At 72.8% G+C, this 14338-nt stretch carries 11 protein-coding genes; 5 read left to right on the top strand and 6 right to left on the bottom strand.

The annotated features are described in order from the left end of the window. Positions 1-28: 28 nt before the first annotated feature. The 4 genes from OG349_RS17795 to OG349_RS17780 all read left to right on the top strand — a co-directional run bounded on the left by OG349_RS17795 (position 29) and on the right by OG349_RS17780 (position 4645). The gene (locus OG349_RS17795; RefSeq protein ID WP_327235555.1) at positions 29-919 is read left to right on the top strand and encodes an NTP transferase domain-containing protein; all 891 of its coding nucleotides are present in this window, start codon (positions 29-31) and stop codon (positions 917-919) included. Next, on the top strand, positions 916-2511 hold the full coding sequence (locus OG349_RS17790) for a molybdopterin molybdotransferase MoeA (protein WP_327235554.1): 1596 nt from the start codon (positions 916-918) through the stop codon (positions 2509-2511). Before OG349_RS17795 ends, OG349_RS17790 begins: the two co-directional genes overlap by 4 nt. Beyond that, complete coding sequence (locus OG349_RS17785; RefSeq protein ID WP_327235553.1) at positions 2508-3587, top strand: potassium channel family protein; 1080 nt, start codon at positions 2508-2510, stop codon at positions 3585-3587. The genes OG349_RS17790 and OG349_RS17785 overlap by 4 nt, the downstream gene beginning before the upstream one ends. A 71-nt stretch (positions 3588-3658) precedes the next feature. Next, entirely contained in the window at positions 3659-4645 is a 987-nt protein-coding gene (locus OG349_RS17780; protein WP_327235552.1) for an NAD(P)H-quinone oxidoreductase, read from the top strand. Between the two features lie 155 nt (positions 4646-4800). On the opposite strand, the gene OG349_RS17775 is transcribed toward OG349_RS17780, so the two are convergent. The 6 genes from OG349_RS17775 to OG349_RS17750 all read right to left on the bottom strand — a co-directional run bounded on the left by OG349_RS17775 (position 4801) and on the right by OG349_RS17750 (position 12308). Then, complete coding sequence (locus tag OG349_RS17775; protein ID WP_327235551.1) at positions 4801-5343, bottom strand: bacterial proteasome activator family protein; 543 nt, start codon at positions 5341-5343, stop codon at positions 4801-4803. Between the two features lie 23 nt (positions 5344-5366). Further along, the gene (locus tag OG349_RS17770; RefSeq protein ID WP_327235550.1) at positions 5367-8201 is read right to left on the bottom strand and encodes an ABC transporter permease; all 2835 of its coding nucleotides are present in this window, start codon (positions 8199-8201) and stop codon (positions 5367-5369) included. Further along, complete coding sequence (locus OG349_RS17765) at positions 8198-8947, bottom strand: ABC transporter ATP-binding protein (protein WP_327235549.1); 750 nt, start codon at positions 8945-8947, stop codon at positions 8198-8200. The genes OG349_RS17770 and OG349_RS17765 overlap by 4 nt, the downstream gene beginning before the upstream one ends. A 112-nt stretch (positions 8948-9059) precedes the next feature. Next, positions 9060-9755 (bottom strand): PadR family transcriptional regulator, encoded by a 696-nt coding sequence (locus OG349_RS17760; protein WP_327235548.1) that lies wholly within the window; start codon positions 9753-9755, stop codon positions 9060-9062. 130 nt (positions 9756-9885) lie between these two features. After that, positions 9886-10533, bottom strand: a complete 648-nt coding sequence (locus OG349_RS17755; RefSeq protein WP_327235547.1) for a hypothetical protein — start codon at positions 10531-10533, stop codon at positions 9886-9888. A gap of 92 nt (positions 10534-10625) precedes the next feature. Beyond that, entirely contained in the window at positions 10626-12308 is a 1683-nt protein-coding gene (locus tag OG349_RS17750; protein WP_327235546.1) for a protein kinase domain-containing protein, read from the bottom strand. A gap of 398 nt (positions 12309-12706) precedes the next feature. Here OG349_RS17750 and OG349_RS17745 point away from each other — a divergent pair, with 398 nt between their 5' ends. Beyond that, positions 12707-14305, top strand: coding sequence for a protein kinase domain-containing protein (locus tag OG349_RS17745; RefSeq protein ID WP_327235545.1), 1599 nt, complete (start codon positions 12707-12709; stop codon positions 14303-14305). Positions 14306-14338: the final 33 nt, after the last annotated feature.

The raw sequence follows: 14338 nt of genomic DNA, 5'->3' as shown, positions 1-14338 counted from the left end.
AAGGCCGATCGCGGCTCATACTTCTGGCATGACCGCGTATGACGCCATCGTGCTCGCCGGAGGCGCCGCCAAGCGCCTCGGCGGGATCGACAAGCCCGCCGTGCGTGTCGGTGGCCGTGCTCTGCTCGACCGGGTCCTGGCGGCCTGTGAAGGGGCCGGCAGGACCGTCGTCGTGGGCGGCCGGCGCCCAACGGTCCGACCCGTGCGCTGGGCGCGGGAGGACCCGCCGGGCGGCGGGCCGCTCGCCGCGCTCGACGCGGGGGTGCGCGACGTCGAGGCGGACACCGTGATCGTCCTCTCCGCCGACCTGCCGTTCCTGGGCGCCCCGACGGTCCACCGGCTGATCGGGACGCTGGACACCAGCGGCCGGGAGGCGGCGCTGCTGGTCGACGCCGACGGGCGGGACCAGCCGCTGGTCGCCGCCTACCGGGCCGAGCCGCTGCGCCGTGAACTGGCCCTGCTGGCCACGGAACACGGGAACCTCACCGGTCTGCCCCTGCGTCTGCTGTCGCACGAACTCGACCTCGCCCGCGTCGATGCCGATCCCTTCGCCTCGTTCGACTGCGACACCTGGGAAGACATCTCCACGGCCCGGGCCCGTATCAGAGAGCATGGGACCGTGCTGGACGAATGGATCACCGCAGTCAAGGACGAACTCGGCATCGAGCTGGACGTCGACATCCCTCTCCTCCTGGACCTCGCCCGTGACGCCGCGCACGGCGTCGCCAGGCCCGCCGCCCCGCTGACGACCTTCCTGGTCGGGTACGCGGCGGGCCGGGCCGGCGGAGACGGTCCCGAGGCGGTGGAGGCGGCGACCCGCAAGGCGGTGGCGCTGGCCCTGCGCTGGGCCGACGAGGCGGCCGGGACCGACGGTCCCGCCGCGGACGCCGGGGGCGCCAAGGGGGCCGACGCCGGATGACCGCCCAGGACCGCGAGGTCGAGGGCGTCGAGGAGGCTCTGGCCCTGGTGGCGAGGGACCGGTCCCGCGCGCACCCGTCGCCGCGCGCGCCGTACCACTCGCCGGACGGGTACGTCCCGTACGACGCCGACGTGCCGTACGACATCGACGCCCAGCAGATCCACGACCAGAAGGACCCGTCCGACGCGCGCCACACGCCTGCCCCGCACGGCCAGCCCCGCGATCCGGCGTCCGAGGTCGATCACGACCACGGCCACGACCAGGGGCACGATCACGGCCACGACCACGCGCACCGCCAGGACCCCGGCGGTGACCGGCCCGCCGGTGACCGTGCGCCCGGGGGCGATCGGCGCCACGGTACGGACTGGGCCGACGCGCGGGACCTCGCCGGGGCTTCGGGGCGGGCCGCCCCGGCCGCGCGGGCCCGGCGCGTGGCCCTCGAACACGCCCTGGGCGAGGTGCTCGCCGAGGCGCTGGTCGCGCTCACCGACCTCCCGTCGTTCGACACCTCCGCCATGGACGGCTGGGCGGTCGCGGGCCCCGGCCCCTGGACCGTCAGGACTCCGGAGGGCACGCCCGTAGGGGGTGACGCGGCCGAGCGGTCCGGCATCCTCGCCGGAGACGGCGAGTCCGTACCGCTTCCCGACGGCTCCGCGGTACGGATCGCCACCGGCGCGCGGGTACCGCCCGAGGCGACCGCCGTGATCCGCAGCGAGCACGCCCGTACCGACGGCACCGGCCGTCTCCACGCCGAACGCGTGGTCGTCCCCGGCCAGGACATCAGGTCGCGGGGCCAGGAGTGCCGCTCGGGCGAGCCGTTGCTCCCCGCCGGGTCGCCGGTGACCCCGGCCGTGCTGGGCCTGGCCGCCGCCGCCGGTTACGACGAGCTGCTGACCGTCCCCCGGCCCGCCGTCGAAGTGCTCGTGCTCGGCGACGAGTTGCTGACCGAGGGGCTCCCCCGCGACGGGTTCATCCGGGACGCACTGGGGCCGATGCTCGCGCCCTGGCTGCGCGCGCTCGGCGTGGAGGTGGTCGCCACCCGCCGGATCGGTGACGACGAGGACGACCTGTACCGCGCGGTGACCGGGTCCACGGCCGACCTGGTCATCACGACCGGCGGTACGGCCGGCGGCCCGGTCGACCATGTCCACCCCGTACTCCGGGCCGCCGAGGCCGAGTTGCTGGTCGACGGGGTCGCCGTACGTCCCGGACACCCCATGGTCCTGGCCCGGTTGCCCTCGGGACGGCATCTGGTGGGGCTGCCCGGCAACCCCCTCGCCGCCGTCTCCGGACTGCTGACGCTCGCCGAACCCCTGCTCCGGGCGCTCGCCGGCCGCCCGGCGCCCCCGCCGTACCGGGCGCCGCTGCGCGACGAGGTGCGGGGCCATCCGTACGACACCCGGCTCGTCCCGGTGGTCCACCGCGACGACGCGGTGGTGCCGCTGCACTTCAACGGTCCGGCCATGCTGCGGGGCGTCGCCGCCGCAGACGGGCTGGCGGTCGTCCCGCCGGGCGGCGCGCGGCCCGGTGAGGACGTCGACATTCTTGACCTGCCCTGGACCGCTTCGACCGACGGCGGGTGTTTCACGTGAAACTTCCCGGCCATGACGCCATAGCCAGGAACGCCGACGAGCATTTGGTCAGCGCTCGGGTGCAGTTGCCACGTCAGCAGGTCAGCCGACCGCTCGTCCAGGTGACCCGCCGTCTCGTGATGGCGCTGGTGGTGCTGTTCGTGACGGTCTTCATCGTCTGGATCGACAACAAGGGCTACCACGACAACTCGGACGACTCGGTCGACTTCCTCGACGCCGTCTACTACGCCACCGTCACACTCTCCACGACCGGTTACGGCGACATCGTCCCGTACAGCGACAGCGCACGGCTGGTCAATGTGCTGCTCGTGACCCCCCTGCGCGTGCTGTTCCTCATCATCCTGGTCGGCACCACACTTGAGGTCCTCACGGAACGCACCCGTGAGGAATGGCGGCAGAACCGCTGGAGGTCCCACTTGCGCGAGCACACGGTCATCGTCGGATACGGCACCAAGGGGCGGTCGGCGATGCAGACCCTGTGCGCCACGGGTCTCAGGAAGGACCAGATCGTCATCGTCGACCCGTCGGCCAAGGTGATCGAGGCCGCCAACGCCCAGGGGTTCGTCGGGGTCCTCGGCGACGCGACCCGCAGCGAAGTGCTGTTGCGTGCCGAGGTCCAGAAGGCCCGTCAGATTGTCATCGCCACCCAGCGGGACGACACGGCCGTGCTGGTCACGCTGACCGCGCGCCAGCTCAACCGGTCGGCGAAGATCGTCGCCGCCGTCCGCGAGGAGGAGAACGCGCCGCTGCTGCGCCAGTCCGGCGCCGACGCGGTGATCACCAGCGCCAGCGCGGCCGGCCGGCTCCTCGGGATGTCCGTGCTCAGCCCGATGGCCGGCACGGTGATGGAGGACCTGATCCAGCAGGGCACCGGGCTGGATCTCATCGAACGGCCCGTCATAAAGGCGGAGGTGGGCCGGAACGTACGGGAGACCGAGGACCTGGTGGTGAGCGTGCTGCGCGGGCACCGGCTGATCGGTTACGACGATCCGTCCGCGAGCCCGCTCCAGCTGACCGACCGGCTGATCACCATCGTGCGCGCCCAGAACCCCACGGATCCGGAGGCCGGGAGCTGACCGTCGCGGGCGCCGGAACCTGACCGTCGCGGACGGATACTCCCCGGGAAGTGGCGGGTAGCCTCACGGCCATGCATGCGATCACGATTCCGGAACCCGGTGGCCCCGAGGCGCTCGTGTGGGCCGAAGTCCCCGATCCCGTCCCCGGCGAGGGCGAAGTGCTCGTCGATGTCGTGGCGAGCGCGGTCAACCGCGCCGATGTCCTGCAACGGCAGGGCCACTACGACCCGCCGCCGGGTTCCCCGGTCCACCCCGGCCTGGAGTGCGCGGGCCGCGTGGCCGCGCTCGGCCCCGGCGTCATGGGGTGGGCCGTCGGCGACGAGGTGTGCGCCCTGCTGGCCGGCGGGGGGTACGCCGAGAAGGTTGTCGTACCGGCGGGCCAACTGCTGCCGGTGCCTGCGGGGGTGACCCTGGCGGAGGCCGCCGCGCTGCCCGAGGTGGCCTGCACGGTCTGGTCCAACGTCTTCATGCTCGGCCGGCTCACCGCCGGGGAGACGCTGCTGCTGCACGGCGGCGGCAGCGGCATCGGCACGATGGGGATCCAGGTCGCCAAGGCGCTCGGCGCGCGGGTCGCGGTGACGGCGGGCGGCCCCGAGAAGCTCGCGCGCTGCGAGGAGCTGGGCGCGGACATCCTGATCGACTACCGCGAGCAGGACTTCGTGGCGGAGATACGCAAGGCGACGGACGGGGCGGGCGCGGACGTCATCCTCGACATCGTCGGCGCGAAGTACCTGGCCCAGAATGTGAAGGCGCTGGCCGTGAACGGCCGGCTCGCGGTGATCGGGATGCAGGGCGGGGTGAAGGCCGAGCTGAACATCGGTGCGCTGCTGAGCAAGCGCGGCACCATCACGGCGACCTCGCTGCGGGCGCGTCCCCGGGCGGAGAAGGCGGCCATCGTCGCCGCCGTACGCGACAACATCTGGCCGCTGATTGCCGAGGGGCGGGTCCGTCCGATCGTGGACCGGACGCTGCCGATGGCGGAGGCGGCCGAGGCACACCGCGTGCTGGAGTCCAGCACGCACGTGGGCAAGATCCTGCTGCTCGCGCCGACGGCCTGAACGATCCGATCGGCGGAGGGTGTGCCGCACCCCACCGGCGGAGGGTGTGCGGCACCCCACCGGCGGAGGGTGTGCGGCACCCCACCGGCGGAGGGTGTGCGGCACCCCACTGAGGGGTGCCGCACACGACCTGTCCCAGAGGTACGGGCCGGATCTCAGAGGTACGGGCCGGAGCGGATCGCGCCGTGGCCCTGTTCCTCGTCGTCCTCCTGCACCGAGCCCGGCGGGAGGGCGCGGCGCATCTGTTCGAGCTGGGCCCTGGCCGCCATCTGCTGGGCGAACAGCGCCGTCTGGATCCCGTGGAAGAGGCCCTCCAGCCACCCGACCAACTGGGCCTGCGCGATGCGCAGCTCCGCCTCGGAGGGGATGGCCTCGTCGGTGAAGGGGAGGGAGAGCCGCTCCAGCTCCTCGACGAGCTCGGGGGCGAGCCCGTCCTCCAGTTCCTTGACGGAGCTGGCGTGGATCTCCTTGAGCCGTACCCGGCTCGCCTCGTCGAGAGGGGCCGCGCGCACCTCTTCGAGCAGCTGCTTGATCATGCTGCCGATGCGCATGACCTTGGCGGGCTGTTCGACCATTTCCGTCACCGGGATCTCACGCGGCTCGTTGTCGGTTCCACCGCCGCCGAGCGCCGTCCCGTCCTGTCCCACCACCAGGACGTGAGGGCTCTCCTGCGACCGTTCGTTCCTCGACATTTCCATGTATTCATTGTCTCGCACCCTGCCTACGTGGCCGCGCGGCGGCCCAGTGTTCCGTGCGACCGGGTGACCACGGCGGCCAGCAGGGCCGCGCCCACCGGGACCGCGATCAGCAGGGCGGCCAGCGTCCCCCACGGGACGATGATCGGGACGTGCGGCGCGACGGCGTCGCTCAGGCCGTCGGTGAGCGCCTGCCGGTAGCGGCTCTCCCCCTCCCGCCGCTCGGTCAGCCGGAGGGCGACGGCGGGGAGCAGCCCCGCGGCGGTGCCGAGCAGGACGCCCATCCCCGCCACCAGCCCGCACTGGAATCCGCTGAGGGTCCTGCGGACCCGGGACGGCGCGCCGACCGCGGCGAGCGTCTTGAGGTCGGCTTCGGCGTCGGCCTGCGCGAGACCGGTGGCGATCCCGGCGGCGCCGATGGTCACCAGCCCGGCGAAGACGCCCAGGGCGAGGAGCACGATGTTGTTCTCGCCGACGTACCCCTTCTCGATGTCGAGGGAGGCGTTGGCGCCGAACGCGTCGAGATCGGAGGTGAGCCGCTGCTCCTGCGCTCCGCCGGGCATCTCGGTGGTCGACCAGTAGCCGCCGATCGGGACGACGCCGAAGCCCGCCGCCTTGGCCGCCGCGGCCGGGACGATCATCTTGAACCCGTACGCGTTCTGCTTGCCGGGGACCTTGTGCGCGGTGAACTTCTTGATGTCACCCGGCGGCTTCGTGCCCTGCCCCCTGGCCTTGTCGGCCGCGCGGATGTCGGGGATCAGCTGGATGCCGATCTGTCCCCGTGTGTCGACGTTGCGCGGGTCGAACGAGATGATCTCGCCCGCCGCCAGTGCCTTCTTCGCGCCGGGGTCCTTGATCCCGAGCACCTGGAGGAGCGCGCTGTCACCGACTACCACATCGCCCGCCGAGGGGTAGACGGCCACGTCCTGGCAGCGGGCATCGGCACGCAATTTCAGGCGTTCGGCGGAGGTGAACTCCTTGTCGGCGTTCTCCTCCTTCCACAGCGGGCACTGGTTCGCGTCCGGTACGACCACCTCGGCGGCCCCGCAGCCCTTGCCCGAGCTGTCGGACGAGCAGCGCGGCGGACCGACGACAAGACGGTCGACCTTCGCGGACACGGCGACGGGCAGCTCCCGCTGTACGGCGGCGCGGGCGGCCGGCACGTCCCGGCCGCCGTCGTCGGTGATGACGAGCGATATCACGCCGCTCGGCAGGTCGGGGACGTACGCGGCCCGGTTCTGGGCGTCGCTGCTCGCGGTGTACGTGGCCACCGCCACGGTCCCCGCGACCGCAGCCAGGACGGCGGCGACGGCCGGAGCCGTACGGCCCCGGTTGCGTACGGCGTCCCGCAGGGCCAGCCGGGGCGAGAGCGGCAGCCAGCGGCCCATCCTGCCGAACAGTCCCACCAGGGCGGGGGTCATCGCGACCACCCCCAGCTCGGCGACGGCGCTGCCGCCCGCGACGATCACATAGCTGTCCGACACGGTCGATCCGTACAGCGCGATCGCCGCACCGATCAGGATCGCGACCAGGCCCACGGCCGGCAGCACCCGGTTGCTCCGGCGGATGCCGCGCCGGCCGGTGAGGGACGCCAGGACGGTCTGGCGGGACGCGGTGACCGCCGGGACGATCGCGGCGAGCAGGCCGGTGAGCACGGCGAGCGCCGCGATCCCGAGCAGTTCGAGCGGTCGTACGTCGAAGCTGCCGAAGCGCTTGCCCAGATAGCTCTCCAGGACCGGTCGCAGGGCGAAGGTGAGGGCGACGCCGAGGACGGTGCCGACCACCGCCGCGACCACCCCGATGACCAGACCGCCGCCGAGGACGATGGCCCGGATGTGGCGCCGGTCGCCGCCGTTGGCCCCGACCAGGCCCAGCTGGCGGCGCGAGCGGCGGGCGCCGACGGCGAAGGCGGGGCCGGCCAGCAGGCAGATCTCCAGCATGGCGAGGCCGACCACCGTGCCCGCCGCGGCGAGCGCGGCCGGATCGGTCGCCGTGTCCCGGTAGCTGGTCCAGTCGGACTTCTGGTAGAGCGGCACGTCGGCGTCGGCGGGCGGCGAGAGGATCACGGCGCGCGAGACGACCGCCACGCCCTTGGTGTTGGCCTGCTGGACCATGTTCCACGTGAAACCACCGGGAACGGAGACCAGCTGGGTGGTGTCCGGGGGCGAACTGTCCAGCCCCTGGGCCTGGAGCGCCTGGTCCAGCGGTGCGAGCAGCGCGCCGGGGAGGGCGTTGATCTGCGCGGTGTTCAGTTCGTCGGGCAGTTCGTAGGCGCCGACGATCCGGTAGGGAGTGTCGAGTCCGCGTGCGGTGAGCTTCGAGCCGACGCGCAGTCCGCTGGTCTCCAGGAACTGGGTGGTCGCGGCGACCTCGTCGGCGCGGGCCGGGAAGCGGCCGTGGTCCAGGTGCAGGATCCCCTCGGCCGCCGGGTCGGTGGCCTTCAGCTCACGGACCTGGGCCTGGAGCAGCCCATGGGTCGTACGGAGCTTCGCGCTGCCGCTCGAATCCGTCAGCGTGGTGGCACCGGCGGGAAGCGCCTTCCTGAGGTCGGTCGCCCCGTCCGGCCACGCCTGGTCGCCGTAGTCCTTCGCGGGGGCGTAGTCGTTCCCCTGGGGCCCCTGGAGGAGGGGTGCCCCGCCGAGCCCCGGATCGGTGAGCCGGGCGTCGGCGCGACCGAGGTCGCGCGTCAGGGTCTCCTGCGGGGAGAGGTCCGCGCTCCGTACGGTCAGATCCACGGCGCTGACCCCGAGGATGGGCAGGGCGATCATCGCGAGAACGAGGAAGCTGCGGCCCTTGAAGCGCCAGGCGTCGCGGCGGGCGATGCGCAGGGCGGCCCGCCAGGAGTGGAACCAGGTGATCACAGGTCCGCCGCCTGACCGGTGAGCAGTGAGTCCGCCTCGCTGCGGATGGTCTGGTCGACGACGGAGCCGTCCCGCAGGAAGACGACCCGGTCCGCCCAGGCCGCGAAGCGCGGCTCGTGGGTGACCAGGACGCCGGCGGCTCCCGCGTCGCAGCGGCTGCGCAGCAGGGCGAGGACGGATTCCCCGGTCTCGGAGTCCAGGGCGCCGGTGGGCTCGTCGGCGAGCACCAGCCTGCGGTCGCCGACGAGGGCGCGGGCTATGGCCACCCGCTGCTGCTGCCCGCCGGACATCTCGTCGGGGAAGCGGTCGGCGAGCTGGCCGAGGCCCATCTCGTCGAGCGCGGCGAGCGCTTCGACGCGGGCCTTGCGGGCCGAGGTGCCGTCCAGCTCGCGGGGGAGCGCGATGTTCTCCGCCGCCGTGAGGGCGGGGATCAGGTTGTAGTCCTGGAAGACGTAGCCGATGCTGCGGCGGCGCAGGGCCGCGAGCCGCCTGCGGTCGACGGTGGTGATGTCCGTCCCCTCGACGATCACGCGCCCCGAGGTGGGGTGGTCGAGGCCGCCCGCGATGGTGAGCAGCGTGGACTTCCCGGAGCCCGACGGGCCCATGACGGCGACGAGTTCGCCGGGGAACACGTCGAGGTTGATGCCCCGCAGGGCGTGCACCTCGGTGGCTCCGCTGCCGTGGACGCGGGTCAGTTCCTGGAGCCGCAGCACCGGCTGCTGCGGTGTGTGGGCTGTTTTGGGCATGGGTGGGTCCCAATCTGTGCGTACGCGGTCGTGTGCGCGCGTACGGAGGGTGAGCTGAAGACGAGGGGGCGGGCGGAAGGCGTCCGCCCGGGACAGGTGGGGCGAGGTCCGGTCAGCGGCGGCGGCCCCGGCTGGTGGGGGCGGACGCGGTCGGCTCCGGGGGTGTCGGCGCGGGGGGCGCCGGGGCGGCGGGGACCTCCGCAGCACCGGCGGGCGTCGTAGGGGCCGTGTCGCCCGCCGTCCCGCCCGCCGTCCTGCCCGCCGCCGTCTCCTGACGCCTCGCGAGGCGGATCAGCCGTACCTCGCAGTGGTCGAGCCACCGGGCCTCGGCCTCGGTCTGGAAGATGAGCTGGTCCAGCACGAGCAGCCACGCGACCTCGTCCCGGTCGGCCGGCGTGCTGTCCAGGGTCTGGGCCTTGAGGCGGGTGTAGTCCTGCATCGCCTGGATCGTGTGGTGGCGCTGGGACTGGATGACCTCCCGGATGTCGATGCCCGGGGCGCCCACCGCCATGGCGAGCTTGATGGCCAGCTCGTCCCGGGGCGGGCTGGTGCGGTCGACGGGCCTGCGGAACCACGACCGCAGCTCGCTCCGGCCCGGTTCCGTGATCACGTAGAGGGCGTGGCCCGCCTCGTCCTCGCCGTCCTGCGTGACCATGCCGTCCCGCTCCAGACGGTTCAGGGTCGTGTAGACCTGGCCCACGTTGAGCGGCCAGGTGGCTCCCGTACGGGATTCGAACTCCGTACGGAGCTGGGAGCCGTAGCGCGGGCCACGTTCCAGGAGGGCGAGAAGCCCGTGGCGAATCGACATACTCAGTATGTATACCCGGTAGGTCGTCGGCCGCAAGCGACCTGAGAGGGACCTCACGCGTCAGTCGTGAGAGGGATGCAGCCCGGTGACAGCGCCGCGACAGACCTGGGACGGAGTCGCGGGAACCGTGTCAGCGGCGGCGGAGCCGCAGGCCGAGGAAGCCGAGACCGAGGCCGATCAGCGTGATGCCGGTCCCCAGGGTCAGGATCGCCACCGGCTCGGCGACGGGCTCCGGGAACGCGCTCGCGCCCGGTTCGCGGGCAGCGGCGGGCGGCGGGGAGGTCGTTCCACGGGAGGGGGGCGCCGAGTCCCGTGGCCGCTCGGCCGGGTCGTCGGAGCCGCGCGTCCGCCGGGGCTCCGACGGGACCGGGGACGCCTTCCCGCGCGGGCGCCCGGAGGTCGGCGGCGGGGTTGTCGCGGAGGGCCGGGGGCGGGACGTTCGGGAAGGCCCGGCGGGCGAGGGGGACGGGGTGAGGGAGGGGGACGCGGGGGCCGGGCTGTCCGGCGGTGCGGTGGATTCCGGGTCCGCGCTGTCCTCCGGCAGGTCTTCCGGCAGCTCCTCCGGCGTGTCCCCCGGCCGTGAGACCTCGGGCCCCGTCGGCCTGCCGGGCCGGGAATGCCCCTCCCCGGCCTCCCGCCCCGCCAGGGACGTCGTCGGGTCGGGGGAGACCGAGGGGCCGGCGGACGGGGAGGCGGATTCCTCGGCCCGCGCGAGCGGCGCGGCCAGCAGCAAGGACGCGACCGCGAGAGCGCAGTGGGTGCGGAGCCTGGGCATCACGGACCCAGCGTCACATGGAGTGACAACTCCGGCATCCCGGGCGACCGGCCTCCCCCGTAAGGACTACGCGAAGGACCAGGCGCAGGACCGCGCTACTGCGCCGACCCCGAAGCGAGCCGCAGCGTGAAGGTCACCGTCTTGGGATCGACGCCGGTGCCCTGCGTCGGGTACTGCTCGATCACCGTCTCCTTGGCGTACTGCCCGTTCTGGACCGTCGTCGGCGGTTCGTACGTCCAGTGGGCCGCGTTCAGGCACTTCTTCACGGAGAGGATGTCCTTGTACCGGAAGTCCGGTACGGAGATCTTGCCCGGGTCCGACGGGTCCTCCTGCGGATCCGTGCACGCGTCCTCGTCGATGGTCCGGCTGCGGTCCGGCGCCCGGTAGCCGTCCACCGCAGGGCCGCCGCTGGAGGTCGGGCCCGCCTCGCCGCCGTTGCCGTTGTCCTTGTAGTCGCTGTCCCACGACATGGCCGTGGCCAGCCCGCCGATCGCCAGCAGCGAGACGACGATCGCGCCCACGATGACCGGTACGTTCCGCTTCCTGCCGCCGGTGCCGCCCCCGGCCTGCTGCGGAGCGATCCCGTACGGCGGCGGGGTGTGCTGCGCCGGATTCTGGTACGCGGCGGCCTGCGGGTACCCGTAGCCGGGGCCGGCCACCTGAGGCGCCGGGGCCGGCGGCCCGTACGCGCCCGGGTGCTGAGGGAGCTGGGGCTGCTGAGGCTGTGTCTGAGGCGCCGGCGGCTGGTACGGGGTCTGCACGCCGTACGGCCCCGGCGCCTGCGCGGACTGGTCGACCGGGGGGAAGACCGCCGAGCTGACCCCCGCCCCGCTGTTCGGCGCCGCGCCCTGGATGATCACCGGCGCGCCCGCGGGCTCTGACGGCAGCACCCGCCGGCACTCGGCGCTCATCGCGGCGGCGCTCGGGAAACGCTCGTTCGGGTTCTTCTTGAGCGCCCGCGCGACCAGCGCGTCGATCGCGGGTGTCAGCGACCGGTTGATCGAGGACGGCGCGACGGCCTCCTCCTGCACGTGCGCGTACGCGATCGCCAGCGCCGAGTCCGCGTCGAACGGCAGACGGCCCGTCAGCAACTGGAAGAGCATGACGCCGACCGAGTAGAGGTCGGAGCGGGCGTCGACGCCGCGCCCCAGCGCCTGTTCGGGGGAGAGGTACTGGGGGGTGCCGACGACCATGCCGGTCTGTGTCATCGACGTGACACCCGACTGCATGGCGCGCGCGATGCCGAAGTCCATCACCTTGACCACGTCACGCCGGTTGATCATCACGTTGCCGGGCTTGATGTCCCGGTGGACCAGCCCCATCTCGTGGCTGGCCTCCAGCGCGGCCAGCACGTCCGCCGTCACGCCGAGCGCCCGGTCCGCCGGCATCGCGCCGAGCCGCGTGATGTCCGCCTGGAGCAGGGAGCCGAGCGGCTGCCCCTCCACGTACTCCATGACGATGTACGGCATCATCGCGCCGGTGCCCCCGGCGGCGCCGTTCTCGAAGAGCGTGTCCTCGCCGGTGTCGAAGACCGAGACGATGTTCGGGTGCGACAGTTTGGCGACCGCCTGCGCCTCGCGGCGGAACCGCTCCCGGAACGACTGCTCGCGCGCCAGTTCCGTATGGAGGGTCTTGATGGCGACCTGGCGGTCGAGCGCCGAGTCGTAGGCGAGGTAGACGGACGCCATGCCGCCCTCGCCGAGCAGGTCGCGAAGCTGGTACCGGCCGCCCGCGACCGAACCGCCCGCATAGCGGCCCCGTGCGCCGTCCTGGCTCATGACTGTGCTTCCCCCTCGGCGCGCCGGCGTTGGACGCTGAATGCCGTGCCGCTGACGCGATGTTCCCGTTGTTGCGCGATGACGGTCGCGCGATGACGCGCCAAGTCTGCCCCAGGCCTCGGACACGTCAAGCCGGGTGCCCGTTCCGTGACCGTAAGCACGACAGAGCGTCTCGGAAGCGTTACAGGAACCGCCTGTAATTTGCGCGGCCCCGTCCGTACGGGTTTCATGACCGGTCCATCCTGAACCGGCGTGTCACACGAAGGCTGTAGCGTGACGTGGCATAGGACCCTTGAGAATCCCCGTACCCCCGAAAATTCCCGTACCCCTGAAAATCCCCGAACCACCGCGGGCCGCGCTGGCGGACTTGACGCGGACAGAAACGACGGCGAGGACTGATGGCACCCGAACCGGAAGCAAGCGGCGGCGGAGTGTCGGATGCCGCGGACTCCTGGGGCGAGGGCGGACTGGTCGGCGACGGCCGCTACCGGATGACCCATCGCCTGGGCCGCGGCGGTATGGCCGAGGTGTTCGCGGCCGAGGACGTACGGCTCGGGCGCACCGTGGCGGTGAAGCTGCTCCGGGCCGATCTGGCCGAGGACCCCATCTCCAAGGCCCGCTTCACCCGTGAGGCGCAGTCGGTCGCCGGGCTCAACCACCACGCGGTGGTGGCGGTCTACGACTCCGGCGAGGACGTCGTCAACGGCCAGGTCGTGCCGTACATCGTGATGGAGCTGGTCGAGGGCCGCACGATCCGCGAGCTGCTGATGGAGGCGGAGGCCCCGCCGCCCGAGCAGGCGCTGATCATCGTCTCCGGGGTGCTGGAGGCCCTGGCCTACTCGCACCAGCACGGCATCGTGCACCGCGACATCAAGCCCGCGAACGTGATCATCACGCACAGCGGCGCGGTCAAGGTCATGGACTTCGGCATCGCGCGTGCCCTGCACGGCGCGCAGTCGACCATGACGCAGACCGGCATGGTCATGGGCACGCCCCAGTACCTCTCCCCCGAGCAGGCGCTGGGCAAGTCGGTCGACCACCGGTCCGACCTGTACGCGACGGGCTGCCTGCTGTACGAACTGCTGGCGCAGCGGCCCCCGTTCACCGGTGAGACGCCGCTGTCCGTCGTCTACCAGCATGTGCAGGACATCCCGGTGCCGCCCTCCGAGGTCTCCCCGCTGGCGCCGCCGGAGCTGGACGGCATGGTGATGCGCTCCCTCGCGAAAGAACCGGACGACCGGTTCCAGAGCGCCGAGGAGATGCGCGGGCTCATCCAGTACGGCATGCAGATGCTCCAGCAGCAGGGCAGCCACACCCACACCTGGAACACCGGCCCGGTCGACGCGCACGGCGGGGGCACCCCGCCGATGGGCATGGCCGCGACGACCGCGATGGGGCACCCGCCGCACGGCGAGACCTCGCAGCGCCCGATCCTGCCGCCGATGAACCCGAACGACGGCGCGTACGTGAACAGTCACGGCGGCCAGGGCGGTGGCGGGCGCGGCAAGATGCTGCTCTTCGTCGCGCTGGCGCTGGTCGCGATCGTGGCGGGCGTCGCCTTCGCGGTGCAGGGCATGGGCGCGAAGGACGACAGCGACAAGAACCCGAAGCCCACGCTCAGCCCGAGCGAGTCGGCGCCCAGCGACAAGCCCACGCCGAGCGAGTCGGAGACGGAGGAGACCGACGAGCCCGACACGTCGTCAGGCGGCCAGCAGCAGCCGGACTACACGCCTCCGCGCAAGCCGACCCCGTCGTTCTCCCCCTCCGACGAGCCGTCGGAGACACCGTCCTCGCCGGACACCGGCACGGACGCGGGAGGCACCGAGGGCGGTACGACGGACGGGGGCACCACGGACGGCGGCAGCACCAACGGCGAACCGTCGGGCGGGCCTTCGGAACCGGCGACGACCGGTGACCCGGGTGCCACCGACGGTGGTGTGGCCGCAGGTGCGGACGCCGGGGCCGTGGCGGGTACGGAAGGCGCCACAACTCCCTGACCCCGCACCCGCGCCGCGTGAGGCGTTCGCACC

The sequence above is a fragment of the Streptomyces sp. NBC_01317 genome, assembly GCF_035961655.1.
In the GTDB taxonomy this organism is placed as follows: Bacteria; Actinomycetota; Actinomycetes; order Streptomycetales; family Streptomycetaceae; genus Streptomyces.
The sequence above is the reverse complement of the archived record's forward strand: the minus strand, read 5'-3'. Positions and strand labels throughout refer to the sequence as shown.

Excerpts from the sequence above, each read along its gene's own strand:
- OG349_RS17795 (WP_327235555.1), top strand. The coding sequence starts at position 29 with ATGACCGCGTATGACGCCATCGTGCTCGCCGGAGGCGCCGCCAAGCGC.
- OG349_RS17790 (WP_327235554.1), top strand. The coding sequence starts at position 916 with ATGACCGCCCAGGACCGCGAGGTCGAGGGCGTCGAGGAGGCTCTGGCC.
- OG349_RS17780 (WP_327235552.1), top strand. The coding sequence starts at position 3,659 with ATGCATGCGATCACGATTCCGGAACCCGGTGGCCCCGAGGCGCTCGTG.
- OG349_RS17775 (WP_327235551.1), bottom strand. The coding sequence starts at position 5,343 with ATGGAAATGTCGAGGAACGAACGGTCGCAGGAGAGCCCTCACGTCCTG.
- OG349_RS17765 (WP_327235549.1), bottom strand. The coding sequence starts at position 8,947 with ATGCCCAAAACAGCCCACACACCGCAGCAGCCGGTGCTGCGGCTCCAG.
- OG349_RS17760 (WP_327235548.1), bottom strand. The coding sequence starts at position 9,755 with ATGTCGATTCGCCACGGGCTTCTCGCCCTCCTGGAACGTGGCCCGCGC.
- OG349_RS17750 (WP_327235546.1), bottom strand. The coding sequence starts at position 12,308 with ATGAGCCAGGACGGCGCACGGGGCCGCTATGCGGGCGGTTCGGTCGCG.
- OG349_RS17745 (WP_327235545.1), top strand. The coding sequence starts at position 12,707 with ATGGCACCCGAACCGGAAGCAAGCGGCGGCGGAGTGTCGGATGCCGCG.